General features: G+C 64.4%; 21 protein-coding genes. 12 read left to right on the forward strand and 9 right to left on the reverse strand.

Annotated features, from left to right (window positions below; genetic code table 11):
* The first annotated feature begins 151 nt into the window (after positions 1–151).
* From JI749_RS03400 to JI749_RS03410, 3 genes are all read left to right on the forward strand, one after another.
* Positions 152–1192 carry an aspartate-semialdehyde dehydrogenase gene (locus tag JI749_RS03400; protein ID WP_201659030.1) on the forward strand — a complete coding sequence of 347 codons (1041 nt, stop codon included), beginning with the start codon at positions 152–154 and terminating at the stop codon, positions 1190–1192.
* 166 nt (positions 1193–1358) lie between these two features.
* On the forward strand, positions 1359–2234 hold the full coding sequence (locus JI749_RS03405; protein ID WP_201659033.1) for an EamA family transporter: 876 nt from the start codon (positions 1359–1361) through the stop codon (positions 2232–2234).
* A complete protein-coding gene (locus tag JI749_RS03410; RefSeq protein WP_201659036.1) occupies positions 2234–3109 on the forward strand; it encodes an EamA family transporter in 876 nt (291 codons plus the stop codon). The genes JI749_RS03405 and JI749_RS03410 overlap by 1 nt, the downstream gene beginning before the upstream one ends.
* 6 nt (positions 3110–3115) lie before the next feature.
* On the opposite strand, the gene JI749_RS03415 is transcribed toward JI749_RS03410, so the two are convergent.
* The 3 genes from JI749_RS03415 to JI749_RS03425 all read right to left on the reverse strand — a co-directional run bounded on the left by JI749_RS03415 (position 3116) and on the right by JI749_RS03425 (position 4809).
* Positions 3116–3379 carry an EF-hand domain-containing protein gene (locus JI749_RS03415; protein ID WP_201659039.1) on the reverse strand — a complete coding sequence of 88 codons (264 nt, stop codon included), beginning with the start codon at positions 3377–3379 and terminating at the stop codon, positions 3116–3118.
* Between the two features lie 151 nt (positions 3380–3530).
* Positions 3531–3776 (reverse strand): EF-hand domain-containing protein, encoded by a 246-nt coding sequence (locus JI749_RS03420; RefSeq protein WP_201659042.1) that lies wholly within the window; start codon positions 3774–3776, stop codon positions 3531–3533.
* 385 nt (positions 3777–4161) lie between these two features.
* A complete protein-coding gene (locus tag JI749_RS03425) occupies positions 4162–4809 on the reverse strand; it encodes a carbonic anhydrase (RefSeq protein ID WP_201659045.1) in 648 nt (215 codons plus the stop codon).
* A 66-nt stretch (positions 4810–4875) separates the two neighbouring features.
* On the opposite strand from JI749_RS03425, the gene JI749_RS03430 reads away from it, so the two are divergent.
* Positions 4876–5082 (forward strand): DUF1737 domain-containing protein, encoded by a 207-nt coding sequence (locus JI749_RS03430; protein ID WP_201659049.1) that lies wholly within the window; start codon positions 4876–4878, stop codon positions 5080–5082.
* On the opposite strand, the gene JI749_RS03435 is transcribed toward JI749_RS03430, so the two are convergent.
* Positions 5079–5669 (reverse strand): NUDIX domain-containing protein, encoded by a 591-nt coding sequence (locus tag JI749_RS03435; protein ID WP_201659052.1) that lies wholly within the window; start codon positions 5667–5669, stop codon positions 5079–5081. The genes JI749_RS03430 and JI749_RS03435 overlap by 4 nt on opposite strands.
* 127 nt (positions 5670–5796) lie before the next feature.
* The gene (locus JI749_RS03440; protein WP_233280972.1) at positions 5797–6684 is read right to left on the reverse strand and encodes an AraC family transcriptional regulator; all 888 of its coding nucleotides are present in this window, start codon (positions 6682–6684) and stop codon (positions 5797–5799) included.
* A gap of 242 nt (positions 6685–6926) precedes the next feature.
* Between JI749_RS03440 and sdhC the strand changes: the two genes are divergently transcribed.
* The 6 genes from sdhC (at position 6927) to JI749_RS03470 (ending at position 11201) form a co-directional block, all read left to right on the forward strand.
* Positions 6927–7313 carry a succinate dehydrogenase, cytochrome b556 subunit gene (sdhC, locus tag JI749_RS03445; RefSeq protein WP_201659055.1) on the forward strand — a complete coding sequence of 129 codons (387 nt, stop codon included), beginning with the start codon at positions 6927–6929 and terminating at the stop codon, positions 7311–7313.
* Positions 7313–7705: a succinate dehydrogenase, hydrophobic membrane anchor protein gene (gene sdhD / locus JI749_RS03450; protein WP_201659058.1), complete on the forward strand. Its 393-nt coding sequence runs from the start codon at positions 7313–7315 to the stop codon at positions 7703–7705. The genes sdhC and sdhD overlap by 1 nt, the downstream gene beginning before the upstream one ends.
* Positions 7706–7710: 5 nt before the next feature.
* On the forward strand, positions 7711–9522 hold the full coding sequence (gene sdhA, locus JI749_RS03455) for a succinate dehydrogenase flavoprotein subunit (protein WP_201659061.1): 1812 nt from the start codon (positions 7711–7713) through the stop codon (positions 9520–9522).
* On the forward strand, positions 9522–9953 hold the full coding sequence (locus JI749_RS03460) for a DUF3052 domain-containing protein (protein ID WP_201659064.1): 432 nt from the start codon (positions 9522–9524) through the stop codon (positions 9951–9953). The genes sdhA and JI749_RS03460 overlap by 1 nt, the downstream gene beginning before the upstream one ends.
* Positions 9950–10234 (forward strand): hypothetical protein, encoded by a 285-nt coding sequence (locus JI749_RS03465; RefSeq protein WP_201659067.1) that lies wholly within the window; start codon positions 9950–9952, stop codon positions 10232–10234. Before JI749_RS03460 ends, JI749_RS03465 begins: the two co-directional genes overlap by 4 nt.
* Positions 10235–10418: 184 nt before the next feature.
* Positions 10419–11201, forward strand: a complete 783-nt coding sequence (locus JI749_RS03470) for a succinate dehydrogenase iron-sulfur subunit (RefSeq protein WP_201659070.1) — start codon at positions 10419–10421, stop codon at positions 11199–11201.
* 209 nt (positions 11202–11410) lie between these two features.
* Here JI749_RS03470 and JI749_RS03475 read toward each other — a convergent pair whose 3' ends face one another.
* The 3 genes from JI749_RS03475 to JI749_RS03485 form a co-directional block, all read right to left on the reverse strand.
* Positions 11411–12937, reverse strand: a complete 1527-nt coding sequence (locus tag JI749_RS03475) for a hypothetical protein (RefSeq protein ID WP_201659073.1) — start codon at positions 12935–12937, stop codon at positions 11411–11413.
* 85 nt (positions 12938–13022) lie between these two features.
* On the reverse strand, positions 13023–13970 hold the full coding sequence (locus JI749_RS03480; protein WP_201659076.1) for a DMT family transporter: 948 nt from the start codon (positions 13968–13970) through the stop codon (positions 13023–13025).
* Positions 13971–14218: 248 nt separating this feature from the next.
* The gene (locus JI749_RS03485; RefSeq protein ID WP_201659079.1) at positions 14219–15148 is read right to left on the reverse strand and encodes a tyrosine recombinase XerC; all 930 of its coding nucleotides are present in this window, start codon (positions 15146–15148) and stop codon (positions 14219–14221) included.
* 77 nt (positions 15149–15225) lie between these two features.
* On the opposite strand from JI749_RS03485, the gene JI749_RS03490 reads away from it, so the two are divergent.
* Entirely contained in the window at positions 15226–16212 is a 987-nt protein-coding gene (locus tag JI749_RS03490; RefSeq protein WP_201659082.1) for an omptin family outer membrane protease, read from the forward strand.
* Positions 16213–16222: 10 nt separating this feature from the next.
* Here JI749_RS03490 and JI749_RS03495 read toward each other — a convergent pair whose 3' ends face one another.
* A complete protein-coding gene (locus JI749_RS03495; protein ID WP_201659084.1) occupies positions 16223–16414 on the reverse strand; it encodes a hypothetical protein in 192 nt (63 codons plus the stop codon).
* A gap of 123 nt (positions 16415–16537) precedes the next feature.
* Here JI749_RS03495 and JI749_RS03500 point away from each other — a divergent pair, with 123 nt between their 5' ends.
* Complete coding sequence (locus tag JI749_RS03500) at positions 16538–18706, forward strand: primosomal protein N' (protein ID WP_201659087.1); 2169 nt, start codon at positions 16538–16540, stop codon at positions 18704–18706.
* Positions 18707–18857: the final 151 nt, after the last annotated feature.

The raw sequence follows: 18857 nt of genomic DNA on the forward strand, positions 1-18857 counted from the left end.
GCTGGCGTCGCTGCGTCGATGACCAAAACCACCAAAACCGCCTGACGCTTTTCCCCGGGTCGTCTCCCGACGGGGAGAGGCTCAAAGCACTGGCCGCGATGGATACCATCGCGCGGGGGCGGAAACTGGTAAGGGACTGGAGTTCCAAATTATGGGTTATCGCGTCGCAGTCGTGGGTGCCACGGGCAATGTGGGCCGTGAAGTTCTCAATATTCTGGCGGAGCGCAAGTTCCCCGCCGACGAGGTGATCGCGCTTGCCTCCTCGCGCTCGATCGGCCGCGAAATCTCCTATGGCGACAAGATCCTCAAGGCCAAGAACCTCGACGATTTCGACTTCAAGGGCGTCGACTTCGCCATCATGTCGGCCGGCGGGTCCATCTCCAAGGAATGGGCGCCGCGCATCGCTGCCAGCGGCTGCATCGTCATCGATAATTCGAGTGCCTGGCGCTATGACAGCAACGTGCCGTTGATCGTTCCGGAAGTGAACGGCCACGTGCTCGATGGCTGGCTGGCCAATCCGAACCGGCTCAACATCATCGCCAATCCCAATTGCTCGACGGCCCAGCTGGTCGTGGCGCTCAAGCCGCTGCATGACTTCGCCAAGATCAAGCGCGTCGTCGTTGCCACCTACCAGTCGGTTTCCGGCGCCGGCAAGGAAGGCGTCGACGAGCTGTGGAACCAGACCAAGGGCATTTTCGTCAACGACACGGCGACCCCCGGCAAGTTCACCAAGCAGATCGCCTTCAACGTCATCCCCCATATCGACGTCTTCATGGAAGACGGCTCGACCAAGGAAGAGTGGAAGGTGATGGCCGAGACCAAGAAGATCCTCGATCCCAAGATCAAGGTCACCTGCACCGCCGTCCGCGTGCCGGTGTTCGTGGGCCATTCGGAAGCTGTCAATCTCGAATTCGAGAGTCCGATCACGGCAGACGAGGCTCGCGACGTCCTGCGCGAGGCGCCGGGCGTGGCGGTGATCGACAAGCGCGAAGCGGGCGGCTACGCGACACCGGTCGAGAGCGTGGGCGAGTACGACACCTTTGTCAGCCGCATCCGCGAGGATGCGACGGTCGAGAACGGCCTCAATATCTGGGTGGTCTCGGACAATCTGCGCAAGGGCGCCGCGCTCAACACCATCCAGATCGCCGAAGCGCTGATCGAACGCGGCCTGGAGTCGCGCAAGGCGGCTTAATTCTCTTCTCACCTCTCCTTTCGGGGGAGAGGTCGACCCTCTTGGGTCGGGTGAGGGGGCCTTTCCCGCATCCGATCCAGAAAAGGCCCCCTCACCCGTCGACTTCGTCGCCGACCTCTCCCCCGAAGGGAGAGGTGAAGGAGCTTCGCCCCAACCGGACCACCCCATGCCCCTCCGCGACATAGCCCTGGCCCTCGGCGTCGTCCTCATCTGGGGGCTCAATTTCGTCGCCATCAAATGGGGCGTCGACGAAATATCGCCCTTCCTGCTGACGGCCCTGCGCTATCTGGGCTGCGCCCTGCCGGCCGTATTCTTCATCCGCAAGCCCGATGTCGGCTGGCAGATCCTGATCGCCTATGGCTTCACTGTCGGCGTGCTGCAGTTCAGTTTCCTGTTCACCGCCATGCGGCTCGGCATGCCGGCAGGGCTGGCGAGCCTGGTCATGCAGATGCAGGTGTTCTTCACCATGGCGCTGGCCGTGATCCTGCTGGGCGATCGCCCGACGCCACTGCAGCTGGTCGGAGCGGCCATTGCCCTGGCCGGGCTCGGCACGATCGGGGCCGAGCATGTGGGTGGCGCCGTGCTGGTGCCGCTGCTGCTGACGCTGGTGGCGGCGTTTTTCTGGGCGATTTCCAATATCGTCACCAAGCGCGCCGGCAAGATCGACATGCTGGCCTTCGTGGTGTGGGGGAGCCTCGTGCCGCCGCTGCCGATGCTGGCGCTATCGCTGCTGGTCGATGGGCCGCAGGCGCTGATGAGCCTGCCCGGGATCAGCGCGCAGGCGATATTCTCCGTGCTTTTCATCGCCTATGGGTCGACGCTGGTGGGCTATGGCGCCTGGGCTGTCCTGCTGGGCCGGCATCCGGCGAGCCTGATCGCCCCGTTTTCGCTGCTGGTGCCGGTGGTGGGCTTTGCCGCCGCCTTTGTCTTCCTGGGCGAGCAGGTCAGTGGCCTTGAGATCGCAGGGAGCCTGCTGATCTTTGCCGGCCTTGTCCTCAACGTGTTCGGACCACGCCTCCTGACGCAGATGCGATCCGCCTGATGCCGGTCCGCCACATTCTGCTCGCCTTGCTGGTGGTTGCCATCTGGGGCTTCAACTTCGTGATCATCAAGCTCAGCGTCGAAGCGCTGCCGCCGATCCTGGCGGCGGGTTTGCGCTTCGTGGCGGCGGCGCTGCCGGCGGTGTTCTTCATTCGGCCGCCCAAGGCGCCATGGTGGCTGGTTGTCGGTTTTGGACTCAGCCTGGGTTTTGCGCTCTATGGCTTCCTCAACCTGGCGCTGGCCTGGGGCATGTCGGCGGGATTGAGCTCGCTGGTGCTGCAGACCCAGGCCTTCTTCACCATGGCGCTGGCCTTCATGCTCCTGGGCGAGCGGCCGAGCCGCTTCCAGGTCGTGGGCGCGCTGGTGGCCTTTGCCGGCATCGGCGTCATTGCCATCGAGCGCCTTGCCGCGACGGCGCTGCTGCCGCTCGGCATGACGCTGATGGCGGCCCTCAGCTGGGGGCTGGCCAATGTGCTGACCAAGATGGCAGGCCGCGTCAATGCCCTTGCTTTCACCGTCTGGGGCTCGCTGGCGGCGCCCGTGCCGCTGATCGCACTGTCGCTGCTGGTGGAGGGGCCCGATGTGGTCCTGGACGCGCTGGCCGGGTTCGGCTGGCGCGATGCCGGGCTCATTGCTTTCCTGGCCTATCCGGCGACCCTGCTGGGCGGTGGCATCTGGAGCTGGCTGCTCGGCCGGCATCCGGCCTCGACCGTGGCGCCGTTCACGCTGCTGGTGCCGATCACGGGCCTGCTCTCGGGCTATCTGGTGCTGGGCGAGACCATCACGCCGATCGAAATCGGCGGCGCGGTGCTGGTCATTTCGGGGTTGCTGGTCACCGTGTGGCGCGGACGGCCGGCCGAACCGGCCATCCACTGAAATCGGCTACTGTGCCGGCGCTTCGGGCGTTGTCGGTACGGCCGCGGGCTGGAGCGTGTTGAGTTCGTCTGCGCTGAGCCCGCCGCTGCCATCGGCGTCGGCACCATCGAATTCGGCCTGTTGCAGGTCGGGCCAGACCAGTTGCAGTTCGGCAAAGCTGAGTTCGCCATTTCCGTCGGTATCGACATCGGCGAAGCTGGTGGGCGACTGGGCGAAGGCGGCGGTGGCCGACAGGCCAAGGACGGCCAGGCTAAAGGCAAGTTTATGCATCGGATACTCCGGAAAGATGGGGGCCGCACCGTGCGGCCTGGAACAGAAAAGCCACCCCAGGAGGTATGGGGTGGCTTCTTGAACGCCCGGGTCAGGGATGGCCAGATGGCCACCCCGGGATGGCCAGGTGGCCATGCTGAGGGCCTCGGGCTTACATGGCGGGCGCAGGCACGGCCAGCGTCGCGAATTCTTCAGCCGACAGCTCGCCATTGGCGTCGATATCCGCAGCCGTGAACGCCTCTTCGGTCAGATCAGGCAGCACGACCTGTGCTTCAGCCAGCGAAACACCGCCGCTGGCGTCGGCATCGACGGTCGCGAAATCTGGTGCAGCAGCCTGGGCGAACGCAGCGGTCGAAAGGCCGAGAACGACGAGGGACGACAGGATCATCTTCTTCATGGGAGGTTAGCTCCAATGTTGGGGAGAAAAGCGGTGACCGGTTTGCCGGCCTCCGACGAGCCACTCTCCTGCGGCCCGTGAGAAGGACAATGGTTTGCCAATGTGTCTCGTCCGGGCCCGAAAATCGGCGCGCGATGGGAAATTATTGGGCGAAATCCGGGCAGTATGTCTGCCGCCCTAAGTCAATGTATCCGTCAAGATTTATTGGCGTCCTTTTGCAAAGCACAAAGAATTGTTCCGTTCGACAACTTATGCGCCCTGCGACACTTGGTGCGCGGTGGCCAAAAACGCAGAATATTGGGTGATGATTTAGGGGTAACGCGGTCGTGATCGGCGTTACGAGCACTTCACGGCAGCGTTATCGCAAGTCTAGCAATGGCGAAGATCAGATTTCGGGACGGACGAAATCGCCGCTGTCGCTGTCCATGACCCACAGCTCCCCCGTGGAAATGTCGAACCAGGCGCCATGCACCTGCAGGTTTCCGGCCGCCTCTAGCTCGGCGACATAGGGGAAGGTGCGCAGGTTGCGGATGGAGTTGCGAATCGAGATGCGTTCCATGGCCCGTTGCCGCTCGCCATCGGTCAGCAGGGTGTTCTGGCCGAGCTGTTCGGGCAGGTCGCCCAGCATGCTCATCCACTTGCCGATGAAGTCACCTTCGTCGAGCGGCGAGAATTTCGCGTCCAGCGCTGCCTTGATGCCACCGCAGCGGCCATGGCCCATCACCACGATATTGGCTATGCCCAGCGCCTTGACGGCAAATTCGATGGCTGCCGAGGTGCCGTGCTGGCCGGCATCGGGCTGATAGGTGGGGACAAGGTTGGCGACGTTGCGCAGCACGAACAGTTCGCCCGGGCCGGCATCGAAGATCATTTCGGGCGCAGCACGGCTGTCGCAGCAGGCGATGATCATGGTGGAGGGCTTCTGGCCCTCGCTGGCGAGGTCCCGAATCCGGTCCTTCTCGCGGGCATAGCGGCCGGCCATGAAATTGGCGTGGCCTTTCAGCAGATGGTCAGGAAACCGATGCATGGGCATTCGATTAGCGGTAAGCTGCGCCAAGATCAACTGCGGCTGCACACGGGCCGCGCATTGGGGCTATGCATGCTTATCTACCGCTTCCTCACCGGCGAGGACGATGCCAGCTTTTGTCACAAGGTCACCAAGGCCCTCAGCGAGGGGTGGCAACTGCATGGTTCGCCTACCTATGCCTATGATGCGGTGGCCAAGAAGATGAAATGCGGCCAGGCGGTGACCCGCGTCGCCCGCGACCAGCCCTATGATCCGAACAAGAAGCTGGTAGACTTCTAGGCCGCTTCGCCGCTGGCCAGCTTCAGCGCCAGGGCCTGCAACATCAGGATGGTCTTGGCGTCGACGATGGCGCCTCCTGCCACCATGGCCATGGCTTCGTCGAAGCCCAGCTCGAACACCTCGATGTCCTCGCCCTCATGGTGGAGGCCGCCGCCTGCGCCCTGCTGCCGGCCCGGGGTATAGCGACCAAGGAAGCATGCGCATTTCTCGGTCAGCGAACCCGGGCTCATATAGGCATTGAACAGCAGTTCCATCGCCTCGGGCGCATAGCCGGTTTCCTCCAGCGCCTCGCGCCGCGCCGCAACTTCGGGTGCTTCACCGGCATCGAGCAGCCCGGCTGGTGCCTCGACGAGCCAGGCGGGGTCGCCATTGAGGTGGGGCGGCAAGCGGAACTGCCGGGTCAGGATGACGGTGCGCTGGGCGGGTGTGAACATGAGCACCGCGGCGGCGCCGCCATGGTCATAGACCTCGCGGGTCACGGTCTGCCGCGCGCCGTCCCGCCTGATATGCTCGACCTCGTAGCGGTCTAGCCGGCCCCAGAAGCGGGCCAGCGGGGTCGATGTCTTGACGGAAACGGGGTCGCTCATCTCGGCTCCTTGTCGAGCCCGTCTTCTGCCCCAAAGCCGCGCCGGCAGCCACTGGCAAAAGCGAATGCCAGCTAGGCGGCGATGCGTCGGCGCAAATTGCATCCATGGCGACCGGCCCAGCTGTGCCCTATTTGAGCGGCAGAAAGAGCTCAACGACCACCTCATGGGCCGCCAGGCCGGGAATGGGCGCGAGACGGCGGCGGCAATAGAGCGGGAAGTCGCGCGCCTCTTCGCCGCTGGCCGGCAGCCAGTCGCGATAAAGGTACAGACCGGCGGGCTCCAGGTTATTGGTATTGCCAGGATAGCGCAGCACCGCGCAGCGGCCGCCGGGTATCATGCCGGCGACGACCTGCTGCGGGTTTGGCACCACCGGATGGGGCGCCTCCACGCAGAGATCCATCGCATAGTCGGCGGCGATGGCGGGTTCCCTTTCCGACCGGAAGACCATGTAGCTGGGGGCAGTTTCAGGTCCCTGGCCGGCGGCCTGGCGCCAGGCCATGAAACGCTGCCTTGTATCGGGAATCGTGGCGCGCTCGCCGCGATGTTCGATCATCGCCACCGGGGTGGGCGATACCTCGCATATGGTCACGTCACTGGGCTCAAAAATAATCTGCATCAACCTGCTCTTGGCTTTATCGAGCGGCCCGAAGGCCACGAGCCACCCCGCCCAATCGGGCGACTTCCGGAAGGCCGACGGCGACTGCCCGACCCGCTGCCGAAAGGCGCGGGCAAAGGCATCGGGTGCGTCGTAGCCAGCCTCCATGGCTATGTCGGTGACGCTCATGCCCGCTGTCGCGGTCAGTCGGCCGGCGGCCCGCTTGAGGCGCGCCAATTGGACATAGCGATGCAGGGAGAGCTCGAACGTCGCCGCGAACTGCCGGTGGAAATGGAACTTGGAAAAGGCGGCGACCCGGCTTGTCGTTTCTAGGTCGAGATCGCCATCCAGATGCTGATCGATATGATCGAGCACCCGCTGCATCCGGCCTCGATAATTTTCCGCTGCTGCCGCCGTCATCTTCCCTGCCCTGGTGGTGACGCCATCTAGCCGACCCCACGCATGGTTTGCTCGACCGATCTTGCGGTTCCGCGCCACGTGGGTACAGCACTGCGCCCCTCGCACACGGCGTGCGGTGTACGAACAAAGTGCGGAATGCGCCAAAATCCCAAACGTCCCGCTTTGATTTTGTAACTTTTGCCAGCTAGAAGTCTCGAACCATTCCAAACTGCGTACGCTCAGCCGTGCACCAGCGAGGCTTCATGACGGTTCGCTCCCGCCCGCTTTCTCCACATCTGCAGATCTACCGCTGGACCATTACCATGGCCATGTCGATCGCCCATCGCGCCACCGGCATTGCCAACTATGCCGGGACGGTCCTGCTGGTCATCTGGCTGGCGGCCGCCGCCTGGGGACAGGGGCCGCTCAATGTGGTCAACGAAATCTATGGCAGCTGGTTCGGGCAGCTCGTGCTGTTCGGGTTCACCTGGAGCCTGATCCACCACATGCTGGGCGGCCTCCGCCATTTCGTCTGGGATTTCATCCTGGGCATGGAGCCGGGGCAGCGCGAGGCGCTGGCCTGGGCAAACCTGGTGGCTTCCATCGTCCTGACCCTCCTGGTCTGGACCGTTTTCGTCTGGATGGCATGATGCGCGAAACACCAATTACCCGCGACATGATCGCCAATCCCAAGACCAAGTATGGCCGGGCCAAGGCTTCGACCCGGCATTTCCTCACCCAGCGGCTGACTGGGGCGAGCAATATCGTCTTCCTGGGCTTCCTGCTGTTCGTCGTGCTGCGACTGGCCGGGCAGGACAGGCCCGACATGGTGGCCGTGCTGGGCAATGCCCTGGTGGGCCTGCCGCTGGCGGCCCTGCTGGTGATCGTCGCCATCCATATGCGCAACGGCATGCGCGATACGCTGGAAGACTATTTCCACGGCGAGCTCTATCGCCTGCTCATGCTTCTCAACACGCTGTTCTGCATTCTCATCGCGGCGACCGGGGTTGCCGCGCTGCTCAAGCTCGTCTTCTGGGGTTAACCGCCATGGCCACTTACGAACTCATCGACCACGAATTCGACGTGGTGGTGGTTGGCGCCGGTGGCGCGGGCCTGCGCGCGACGCTGGGCATGGCCGAGCAAGGCTTCAACACCGCCTGCATCACCAAGGTCTTCCCCACCCGCTCGCATACCGTGGCGGCACAGGGTGGCATTGCGGCTTCGCTGCAGAATATGGGTCCCGACAGCTGGCAGTGGCACATGTACGACACCGTCAAGGGGTCGGACTGGCTGGGCGACAACGACGCCATGGAATATCTGGCGCGCGAAGCGCCGGCCGCCATCTACGAGCTCGAGCATTACGGCGTGCCCTTCTCGCGCACGCAGGATGGCAAGATCTACCAGCGACCGTTCGGCGGCCACATGACCGAATTCGGCGAAGGCCCACCGGTGCAGCGCACCTGCGCAGCGGCCGACCGCACCGGCCACGCCATTTTGCACACGCTCTACGGCCAGTCGCTGCGCAACAATGCGCAGTTCTATATCGAATATTTTGCGCTCGACCTGATCATGGGCGATGACGGCGCCTGCCAGGGCGTCATTGCCTGGAAGCTCGACGACGGCACGCTGCACCGGTTCCGCGCCAAGCTGGTGGTGCTGGCGACCGGCGGCTATGGCCGCTCCTATTTCTCGGCGACGTCGGCCCATACCTGCACCGGTGACGGCAATGGCATGGTGGCGCGCGCCGGCCTGCCGCTGCAAGATATGGAATTCGTCCAGTTCCATCCCACCGGCATCTATGGCGCCGGCGTCCTCATCACCGAGGGCGCGCGCGGCGAGGGCGGGTACCTCACCAATTCGGAGGGCGAGCGCTTCATGGAGCGCTATGCCCCGAACGCCAAGGACCTGGCATCGCGCGACGTTGTTTCGCGCTGCATGACGCTCGAAATCCGCGAGGGCAGGGGCGTGGGTCCCAAGAAGGACCACATCTATCTCCACCTAGATCATCTCGACCCCAAGGTGCTGCATGAGCGCCTGCCGGGTATCACCGAATCGGCGAAGATCTTTGCGGGCGTCGACCTGACCCGTGAGCCGATCCCGGTGCTGCCGACGGTGCACTACAATATGGGCGGCATTCCCGCGAACTACCATGGCGAAGTGCTGGACCCCACGCCGGACAATCCCGATCGCGTCGTGCCGGGCCTGATGGCCGTGGGCGAAGCCGCCTGCGCCTCAGTGCATGGCGCCAACCGGCTGGGCTCCAATTCGCTTACGGACCTGGTGGTGTTCGGCCGCGCTGCCGCCATCCGGGCCGGACAAGTCATCGACAAGTCGGCGCCGATCCCCGGGATCAATGCGGCGCAGGACGCGAAAATCCTCGCCCGCTTCGACCGCCTGCGCAATGCGGCCGGCAGCCAGCCCACCGCCAAGCTGCGCGACGAGATGCAGCGCACCATGCAGGCCGATGCCGCAGTGTTCCGCACGTCGGAATCGCTCAAGAACGGCGTCAAGGGCATGAGCGAGATCTATGGGCGGCTCAAGGATGTGGCTGTCACCGACCGGAGCCTGATCTGGAATTCGGACCTGGTCGAGACACTCGAGCTCGAAAACCTCATGGCCAATGCCATGATGACCGTGGTCTCGGCGGAAGCCCGCCACGAGTCGCGCGGCGCCCATGCGCATGAAGATTATCCCAGCCGCGACGACGAAAACTGGCGCAAGCACACGCTGAGCTGGATCGACACCGATACGGGCGCCGTGCGCCTGGGCTACAGGCCTGTGCATATCGACCCGCTGACGCCCGAAAGCGAAGGCGGCATCAACCTCAAGAAAATCGCGCCCAAGGCACGCGTCTATTGATGAGCGATCCGGCCGGATATTCGGGCACGCCCCTGGCGCAGAAGCTGGGGCTGAAAGATGGGCAGCGGGCGCTGTTCATCGACCTGCCCGCATCGCTGGCCGAACTCGCGGCATCGCGGCGGTTCGTCGAGTCGAGCTGCATCACCGTCGCCCAGCTCGGCAATGCTGTGCCGGGCTATCACTTCATCCACCTCGTCACCGCCGCCCGGTCCGTGCTCGAATCCCTCGCCCAGCCGCTGATGAACCTCATTGCGCGTGACGGAATGATCTGGGTCAGCTGGCCCAAGAAGGCGGCGAAGGTCGCCACCGATATTACCGAGGATGTCATTCGCGACGTGGTGCTGCCCATCGGACTGGTGGACGTGAAGGTTTGCGCCGTCGATGAAACCTGGTCGGGCCTCAAGCTGGTCATCCGCAAGGAGCTGAGATGAGAATATTCGCCATTGCCGCTGCTTTCGGCCTGCTGACGCTACCCGCGCTCGGGGCCCCCACGACCGAGCAGAAGGCCGAGTTCTACGCGGTCTGCATGGGTATCGCCCAAGACGAGACGCTGTGCTCGTGCAAGGCCGACGCGGCGATGACGCTGATCGATGCGGATTTCATGGCCATGGTGATTTCGGCCATGCAGGGCGGCTCGGTGCCGCAGGACGAGTACTCGGCCTACAATGCCTACGTCGCCAAATCCAACCAGATCTGCAAGCCGAACTATTGATGCTGCGCTGCCCTTCCCACACTCGCGATGTCATCCCGGCGAAGGCCGGGATCCATGCGCTGAGATTTCCCGGAATACAGCGCTAGCGGATTGTGCCGGACATGGATTCCGGCCTGCGCCGGAATGACCCGGTGGATGTTGATACTTTAGGCCTAACCGGCCTGCGTTGAGAAGGAACCGACCAATGGTCGAACTGATGCTCCCCAAGGCCGATCGGCCGACCAAGGGCAAGACCTGGCCCAAGCCCGCCGGCGCCAAGCGGCTGCGCGAGTATCACATCTATCGCTATGACCCCGACCAGAGCGCCAATCCGCGCATCGACACCTATTTCGTCGATCTGGACGATTGCGGTCCGATGATCCTGGATGGCCTGCTCTGGATCAAGAACAAGGTCGACCCCACCCTGACGCTGCGCCGCTCCTGCCGCGAGGGCATTTGCGGCTCGTGCTCGATGAATATCAACGGGCTCAATACCCTGGCCTGCACCAAGGGCATGGATGACTCGACGGGTCCGATCAAGATCTACCCGCTGCCGCACATGCCCGTAGTCAAGGATCTGGTGCCCGATCTCACCACCTTCTATGCCCAGCACCGCGCCATCGAGCCCTGGCTCAAGACGACGTCGCCGACCCCGGCCAAGGAGTGGACACAGTCGGTGCCTGAGCGTGCCAAGCTCGACGGGCTCTATGAATGCATCCTGTGCGCCTGCTGCTCGACCTCGTGCCCGAGCTATTGGTGGAATGGCGAGAAGTATCTGGGGCCGGCGGCCTTGTTGCAGGCCTATCGCTGGCTGATCGACTCGCGCGACGAGACCACGCAGGAACGCCTCGACGACCTCGAAGACCCGTTCAAGCTTTATCGCTGCCACACCATCATGAACTGCGCCAAGGTCTGCCCCAAGGGCCTGAACCCGGCCAAGGCCATCGCCGAAATCAAGAAGATGATGGTGGAACGCAAGGCGGCTTGAGTTTTGGGGGCACCAGATTTCCCCAAACCCACCGCGCGTCACCCTCGGGCTTGACCCGAGGGCGCTATACTTACCATACGCTCCGCAAGTGCAGAGCCCTCGGGTCAAGCCCGAGGGTGACGATCGAGTTTGCGGGGGTTACTCACGTTCAAAACAAAGACGGCGGAACTTTCGCCCCGCCGCTGAATTCGCGAATGCCGACGAATTACTCAGCTTTCGCTGCTGAGGATCAGCGTGCCGGCCTCGTAGGCGGCCTTGCAGTCGGCGCTGTCGTGCATTTCGTCGCTTTCCAGCAGCACCGATGCGGCGGCCGGGCCTTCGAAGCGCGGGTCGTCGCAGCGCTCGTCATTGGCATAGTCGGACGTGTTGTCGCCGAAGTCGATATGGCTGCTGTCATAGGGCGCGCCAGCGACATATTCGGGCGTGTAGACCTTGCGGATCGTCACCTTGCCCGCGGCCTCCAGCGTCTTGCAGTCGGTGGCATCGCCATAGAGATCGTCGGTCAGCAGCTTCTTGTCGGTGCCTTCGCCGGTGAAGCGCAGGTCGTCGCATTCGCCGTCATTGGCCCACTTGCTCCAGTCCGAGCCATAGTCGAAGGCGGCAACCGGGGTGGTCGAAGCGCTGCCATTGAAGGTTGCGGTGCCCGCTGCGACGGCGGCACGGCAATCGGTCGCGTCATGAGCCGTATCGACATCGAGCAGTTCGTCGGCAACGCCGGTACCCGAGAAGCGCGGATCGTCGCATTCGCCGTCCTTGGCCCACTGGCTGGTGTCGTCGCCATAGTCGATATCGGCCACGCTGGTACCACCATTGAAGGTGACCGTGCCGGCGTCATAGGCGGCCTTGCAGTCGGCGGCATCCTTGCGGATATCGACGTCGAAGGTCTCGCTGGCCGAACCGGTGCCTGAGAAGCGCGGGTCGTCGCACTCGCCATCATTGGCCCATTCGCTGGAATTGTCGCCAAAGTCGATCTCGGCAGTGGCCACGGCCGGCGCGTCGTCACCGGCGAAGGTGACGGTTCCAGCGTCATAGGCAGCCTTGCAGTCGGTGGCATCCTTGCCAATGTCGGCATCGAGCAGTTCGGCGGCCGAACCGGTGCCGGTGAAGCGCGGATCGTCGCATTCGCCGTCCTTGGCCCATTCGCTGCTGTCGTCACCGAAGTCGATGGCGGCAGTCGTGGTCGTGGTGGTCGCGGTGGGGGTGGCCGCACCAGCGTCCTTGAGGGTTACGGTACCCGCATCGAAAGCGGCCTTGCAGTCTGTGGCGTCCTTGCGGATATCGGCATCGAGCGTCTCGGCGGCCGAACCGGTACCGATGAAGCGCGGGTCGTCGCATTCGCCGTCCTTGGCCCATTCACTGCTGTCGTCGCCGAAGTCGATGGCCGCGGTTGTGGTCGTGGTCGTGGTCGTCGCGGTTGTGGTGGTCGAGCCAGCGTCCTTAAGGGTCACGGTGCCCGCCTCGAAGGCGGCCTTGCAGTCGGTGGCGTCCTTGCGGATATCGGCGTCGAGCGTCTCGGCTGCTGAGCCTGTACCGGTGAAGCGCGGATCGTCGCACTCGCCATCCTTGGCCCATTCACTGCTGTCGTCACCGAAGTCGATGTCGGTGGCGGTGCTGACCGTGGTGGCTGGTCCGTTCTTGCTGTTGTCGAGCTTCTGCGCCATGGCCGGCGCGGCAAGCCCTCCGCCCAGCACCAGGGCCAGGACGGCCCCTCCCAGAAGCTTATGGAATGCGTTCATCGGTTGTCCCTTCCCAGATGCAAGCCGCAAGTCATCGCCCGACATTATAGCGGGTTTGCGGCACTCAAAAGCGATTTAGAGGGAATCATTTGAATGCATTCCGAGCGCGCCGTTCAGCCTGGGTAAAGAATATCGAGCCCAAGAGGACCAACCCGGTGCCGATGGCATGCCAGATCGTGAAGGCCTCGCCCAACACGATGACGGCTATGACGATGGTCACGACCGGCCCGAAGGCGGCAGTGGACGACGTTGCCCGCGCCCCGATACGCGCCATGCCGGCATTCATCAGGAAGCTGGGCAGCACGGTACCCAGCACACCCAGCGCCAGGCCGCAGGCCCAGATCGGGGGTGGCAATGCGAGGTAGCTCGCCGGGCCCGACAACACCAGGTTCTGCGTGATGGCGCAGACGGCCGCCGTCGACATGGCGATGCAGGTGAAAAGGCCCGCGCCGATGACCACCATCTGCCGCTTGGCCAGGTGCTGGTAGAGGGCGAAGGTGATGGCCGAGCCGAGTACCAGCAGGGTGCCCACGACCAGCCCGTCGGGATTGACCGCCAGGTTCCAGCCGAAAATCACCAGCAGACCGGCATAGCTCACCAGCATGGAGGGCACGACGCCCCACACCATGCGGTCGCCGAAAAAGGCTATGCCGAGCAACAGGACGAAGAAGGGATAGGTAAAGAGCACCAGCCGCTCATATTGCGCGCTGACGAAGCCGAGGCCCAGGAAATCGAGATAGCTCGAGACATAATAGCCCAGGATGCCAACGGCCATGCTGGCCAGGACCACCTTGCCGCTCAGCGCCGCCACCGACTTGTCCCCGCGCCGGATGATGGTGGCCAGGATCACCAGATAGACCGGCAGGGCCACCAGCATGCGCAGGCTGAGCAGCATTTCGGCAGAGGCACCCATCCCATAGGCGAGCTTGATGAAAATGCCCTTGGTGGAAAACAGGATCGCCCCGCCGACGGCATAGGCATAGCCGACGGGATCGTTGCTGGAAGGCGCGGGGGTTTGCGAGGTCGGGGTCATGGGCGGATCCTGAGGAACCCGCCATGCCAGTCACCGGAGCGCCAGATGGCGGGCCGGTGAGACGAAAGGCTGGACGTCAGCGCTCGTTCCGGTCCCTTGGGGAGCCAGAAAGCCAAATCGAACGGAGAATCGTGGCGGGCGCGAACATGCCGGTTTGGTACTGCCGGGCGGCCCGCCCTGACAAGGCCAGTTCGCCGAAATCCGTTCGGTGATCAAGCAATCATGGTTGGGCTCGCCGCGCCACGACGTCAGCCGCGCGGATGGGCCTTGCGATAGCTCTCCAGCAGCCGGTCGGTATCGACCGCGGTATAGATCTGCGTCGTCGAGAGGCTGGCATGGCCCAGCAGCTCCTGGATAGCGCGCAGATCGCCGCCCCGGCCCAGGAGATGGGTGGCAAAGGAATGGCGCAGGGCATGGGGTGTCGCCGAGGGCGGCAGGCCCAGCGCGCCGCGCAGCTGCGCCATGCGCAGCTGGATCAGGCGTGGCGACAGCACGCCGCCCTTGACGCCGCGGAAGAGCGGCTCCTCCGGCCAGGACTTGAACGGGCATAGCTCGAGATAGAGGTCGATGGATTTGCGCACCGCTTCGATCAGGGGCACAAGCCGAACCTTGCCGCCCTTGCCGGTGACCCGAAGGACCTGGCTTTCGAGGTCCCCCGCCGTCAGCGCCAGGGCCTCGGAGATGCGCAGGCCCGCGCCGTAGCAGAGGGACAGCACGGCCATATCGCGGGCGGCGACCCAGGGGCGCTCCTCCATCTCGTTGGTCGTGGCAATGGCCTGGCGTGCCTCGACCATGGTCAGTGCCTTGGGCAGGCTCTTGGGCAGCTTGGGCGTGCGGATGACGTTGAGGGCCTCGGTCGCCACAACGCCCTCGCGCTCGAGATAGCGGAAGAAGCTCTTGAGCGCCGACAAGACCCGCGCCAGCGAGCGCGAACCCAGGCTCTCGCTGCGCCGCTGCGCCATGAAGGCGCGGATATCGGCGCCACGGAGTTCCCGCAGCGTCGCCAGCGTCACCGGCCCCCCGGCATGGCCGGCGAGAAAACTCAGGAACTGGCCGACGTCGCGCTCATAGGCGGCGAGGGTAGCGCCGGCAAGGCGGCGCACCGAGCCCAGCTCGCGCTGCCAGGCGGCGAGCTGGCCGCGCACGAATTCGTCGGTGGCAAAGGCGGAATCGACCATGAACACAGTGTCAACGGACGTGGTAAACCCATCCTTAACCCACACCGGCCATGGTTTTGCGCAAGGGAGTCAAAGCCATGCGTGTTTCAATGGTTTCGTACGGTCTGGTCACGGTGGTGATGGCGCTCGGCGCCCCGGGTTCTGCCCAGGCTGCCGACTATTGGGCTCCCGATGGCTTTTTCGTCGGCCAGAATGCAGTCAGCTATGCGCCCGATGACACGGTGCGCATCCAGGCGGGCATCGGCGCCATGTACCTGCAGGGCGACGAGAAAGTCGTCAGCGGCAACAACACGATCAGCCACCTGATCTGGCAGACCAAGACGCCGGTCCTGCGCGGCAGCATTGCGGTCGATTTCGGCGGCGGGCTCAGCGCCAGCCTTGAAGGCAGCACGGCGGGGTTCGGCACCAGCTACATGGAAGACTATGACTGGCTGCGCGGCAACTACGCCTTCGACAACTGGTCGGATCGCAGCCAGCATCCCGACACCCGGCTCAACCACTATTTCACCGGCGCGGCGGCCCTGGGATATGAGCTGGTCAACCACGACAATGCCGTGGTCCGCGTCCATGGCGGTTTCAAATATACCGACGTCAAGTGGACCGCCCATGGCGGCACCTTCGTCTATTCGGGCCTTGGCTTCCGCGACACGACGGGCAGTTTTGCCGACGGCGTGCCGGGCATTACCTATCGCCAGCAATTGCCGGAACTGTTTCTCGGCTTCGATGGCGAGGAGGATTACGGCAGCTTCCGTGTTGGCGGCCTGCTGCGCGGTGGCGTCACGTTTTTCTCCACCGCTACCGACGACCACTGGCTGCGCAACCTGCGCTTCGTCGATAGCCTCTATATGGCGCCGACCTTCACGGCGGGCGTGGATATCGGCTTTGATATCGGGCGCAATGCCGAGTTCATCCTCGCCGCCCGCTATGACCACATCTTCGAGCAGCGGGGCGACACGCGCTACTACGATATCCCCACCGGTGTGCAGATCGGCGGCGCCACGAACGCGGCGGCAGGCGCGCTGAGGAGCGCCGAACTCACAGCCGCGCTCAAGGGCTCGTTCTGACCCCCTCCGATCAGCGGCCATGCGGGAGGAAATTGGGTTGCTGGCTCGGCGCCAGGCCCAGATCGGCGTAGAGTCGGCTCGGCAATTCCTGCGGCCGCTTCTGATGGTCGAGCGCCTGCTGCAGCAGCGCGAAGAGGCTCGCGCGTTCCACCATGTCGAGCAGGGAACGGCTGGCGGGCGATTGGTCGATCATCTGGGTCATGTTGTCCTCCTGAGCTTGGAGAAACACCCTGCGCCTGCCCGCTGACAGGGTCTGTCAGCAGCCGCCGCCTTTGGCAGAATCACTTGCGCTCCCTATGTTCCGATGCGAACAGAACGGGCACAAATGGAAGACCATCCAGACATCGTCGCCGTTATGGTGGGGGTCGCCGTCGAGGGACCCTACAGCTACCGTATCCCGCCAGGCATGGTGGTGACGCGTGGCTCGATCGTGGCCGTGCCGCTGGGGCCCCGGCTCACCCTGGGCGTGGTCTGGGGACCGCCCAAGGATATGGTGGCGCATAATCGGCTGCGGGACATCGCCCAGGCCTACGATATTCCGCCGCTCAGCGAGGAATTGCTCAAGCTGGTGGACTGGGTGGCGCGCTATACGCTGGCGGCGCCCGGCCAGGTGCTGCGCGCCGTTTTGCGCTCCACCGAGGCGCTCGATACGCCCAAGCCTGTGATTGCCTTTCGCCGCACCGGCCACGAGCCGGAAAAGCTGACGCCGGCCCGCCTGCGCGTGCTCGACACGTTGATGGATGACATGGCCTGGCCGAAGGCCGCGCTGGTCGGCGCTACGGGGGTCTCGGCCTCGGTGATCGAGGGACTGGAGCGGGCCGGGGCGGTCGAACGGCTCGAAATGCCGCCTCCGCCGGTCGTGCTGCCACCCGACCCGGATGGTGCCGTCGCGTCGCTGTCCACGGCCCAGCAACAGGCACTGGCCGAGATCACCGCACTCGACCCGCACCAGTTCGGCGTCGCGCTGCTCGACGGCGTGACCGGCGGCGGCAAAACCGAAGTTTTCTTCGAGGCGGTAGCCGATACGTTGCGCGCCGGGCGGCAGGCGTTGATCCTCTTGCCCGAAATTGCGCTCACCAACACCTTTATCGCCCGCTTCACCAAGCGCTTCGGCACCCGGCCCGCCGAATGGCATTCGGACATGACACCGGCGCAGCGGGCGCGGGTGTGGCGCGGGGTGCTCGATGGCACGGTCCGCGCCGTGGTCGGCGCCCGCTCGGCCCTGTTCCTGCCGTTTCGCGAACTGGGCATGCTGGTGCTCGATGAGGAGCATGACGGCGCCTACAAGCAGGCTGACGGCATCACCTACCATGCCCGCGACATGGCGGTGGTGCGGGCGCACCTGGCCAATGCCCGCGTCATTCTCTCCTCGGCGACGCCATCGGTCGAAACGCGCAACAATGCCAATGCAGGGCGCTACGCCCATGTCTTGTTGACCTCGCGCTTCGCCGAGGCCGCGCTGCCCAATATCACGGCCATCGACATGCGCGTGGATGGTCCGGAAAAGGGTCAGTGGATCGCCCCGCTCCTGGCGCGGGAGGTTTTCGCGGCGCTCGATCGCGGCGAGCAGGCCTTGCTGTTCCTCAATCGGCGCGGCTATGCCCCGTTGACGCTGTGCCGCTCCTGCGGTCACCAATATCAATGTCCCGATTGCTCGGCCTGGATGGTCGAGCATCGGTTCCGCGGCGTCCTCATGTGCCATCATTGCGGGCATGAGGTGCGCACGCCCAAGGTCTGTGGCGCCTGCGGCGATACCGAAAGCCTGACGGCGGTCGGTCCCGGCATCGAGCGCGTTGCGGAGGAAGCCGCGGCGCGCTTCCCCGACGCACGGCGGGTCATTCTCTCTTCCGACATGGGCAGCAACGCCCAGTTGCGCGAACGCTTTGCCGAAATCGAGCGCGGCGAGTTCGACCTCATCATCGGCACGCAGCTGGTGAGCAAGGGCCACCACTTCGAAAAGCTCTCGGTGGTGGGCGTGCTCGATGCCGATCTGGGCCTCGCGCATGGCGATCCGCGCGCCGCGGAAAAGACCTTCCAGATTCTCACCCAGGTTGCGGGCCGCGCCGGCCGGGCATCACGGACCGGCAAGGCCTTTCTCCAGACCTATCATCCTGACCATGCGGTGATGCGGGCCATGGTGACCGGCGACCGCGAAGCCTTCTATGCCCACGAATTGCTGGCACGAGAGGCGGGCGGCCTGCCCCCTTTCGGCCGGCTGGCGGCGCTCATCGTTTCGGCCAACGAGCATGATGTGGCGATGGGCTTTGCCAAAAAGCTCCTCTCGGCCGCCCCGATGGCCGATGGGGTCAAGCTGTTCGGGCCGGCCGATGCGCCCATTGCCATGGTGCGCGGTCGCCACCGCGTAAGGCTGCTGGCGCAGTCGGGCAAGGACTTCGATCTCTCCGGCTATGTTCGGTTCTGGCTGGGCCAGGCCGAGAAGGTCACCGGCAACCTGCGCGTGCAGGTCGACATCGACCCGATGAGTTTCATGTAAGGTGCAGTACCGTCTTTGACCCTGCCGGCCATTCGAGCGTAGCTCTCATGGCCTCAGCAGCTAAAATCCTTCCCCCGGAAGGATTTTGCCGCGATGCGGCCGCTGCTGAGCCTGCGACACTTTCGCCGCATTTGAATCGCCCGCCCAAGCC

Source organism: Devosia oryziradicis, from assembly GCF_016698645.1.
Taxonomy (GTDB): Bacteria; Pseudomonadota; Alphaproteobacteria; order Rhizobiales; family Devosiaceae; genus Devosia; species Devosia oryziradicis.

Bases quoted from the DNA above. Each gene is read 5' to 3' on its own strand.
- JI749_RS03400 (WP_201659030.1), top strand. From the start codon at position 152: ATGGGTTATCGCGTCGCAGTCGTGGGTGCCACGGGCAATGTGGGCCGT.
- JI749_RS03405 (WP_201659033.1), top strand. From the start codon at position 1,359: ATGCCCCTCCGCGACATAGCCCTGGCCCTCGGCGTCGTCCTCATCTGG.
- JI749_RS03410 (WP_201659036.1), top strand. From the start codon at position 2,234: ATGCCGGTCCGCCACATTCTGCTCGCCTTGCTGGTGGTTGCCATCTGG.
- JI749_RS03415 (WP_201659039.1), bottom strand. From the start codon at position 3,379: ATGCATAAACTTGCCTTTAGCCTGGCCGTCCTTGGCCTGTCGGCCACC.
- JI749_RS03420 (WP_201659042.1), bottom strand. From the start codon at position 3,776: ATGAAGAAGATGATCCTGTCGTCCCTCGTCGTTCTCGGCCTTTCGACC.
- JI749_RS03425 (WP_201659045.1), bottom strand. From the start codon at position 4,809: ATGCCCATGCATCGGTTTCCTGACCATCTGCTGAAAGGCCACGCCAAT.
- JI749_RS03430 (WP_201659049.1), top strand. From the start codon at position 4,876: ATGCTTATCTACCGCTTCCTCACCGGCGAGGACGATGCCAGCTTTTGT.
- JI749_RS03435 (WP_201659052.1), bottom strand. From the start codon at position 5,669: ATGAGCGACCCCGTTTCCGTCAAGACATCGACCCCGCTGGCCCGCTTC.
- JI749_RS03440 (WP_233280972.1), bottom strand. From the start codon at position 6,684: ATGACGGCGGCAGCAGCGGAAAATTATCGAGGCCGGATGCAGCGGGTG.
- sdhC (WP_201659055.1), top strand. From the start codon at position 6,927: ATGACGGTTCGCTCCCGCCCGCTTTCTCCACATCTGCAGATCTACCGC.
- sdhD (WP_201659058.1), top strand. From the start codon at position 7,313: ATGCGCGAAACACCAATTACCCGCGACATGATCGCCAATCCCAAGACC.
- sdhA (WP_201659061.1), top strand. From the start codon at position 7,711: ATGGCCACTTACGAACTCATCGACCACGAATTCGACGTGGTGGTGGTT.
- JI749_RS03460 (WP_201659064.1), top strand. From the start codon at position 9,522: ATGAGCGATCCGGCCGGATATTCGGGCACGCCCCTGGCGCAGAAGCTG.
- JI749_RS03465 (WP_201659067.1), top strand. From the start codon at position 9,950: ATGAGAATATTCGCCATTGCCGCTGCTTTCGGCCTGCTGACGCTACCC.
- JI749_RS03470 (WP_201659070.1), top strand. From the start codon at position 10,419: ATGGTCGAACTGATGCTCCCCAAGGCCGATCGGCCGACCAAGGGCAAG.
- JI749_RS03475 (WP_201659073.1), bottom strand. From the start codon at position 12,937: ATGAACGCATTCCATAAGCTTCTGGGAGGGGCCGTCCTGGCCCTGGTG.
- JI749_RS03480 (WP_201659076.1), bottom strand. From the start codon at position 13,970: ATGACCCCGACCTCGCAAACCCCCGCGCCTTCCAGCAACGATCCCGTC.
- JI749_RS03485 (WP_201659079.1), bottom strand. From the start codon at position 15,148: ATGGTCGATTCCGCCTTTGCCACCGACGAATTCGTGCGCGGCCAGCTC.
- JI749_RS03490 (WP_201659082.1), top strand. From the start codon at position 15,226: ATGCGTGTTTCAATGGTTTCGTACGGTCTGGTCACGGTGGTGATGGCG.
- JI749_RS03495 (WP_201659084.1), bottom strand. From the start codon at position 16,414: ATGACCCAGATGATCGACCAATCGCCCGCCAGCCGTTCCCTGCTCGAC.
- JI749_RS03500 (WP_201659087.1), top strand. From the start codon at position 16,538: ATGGAAGACCATCCAGACATCGTCGCCGTTATGGTGGGGGTCGCCGTC.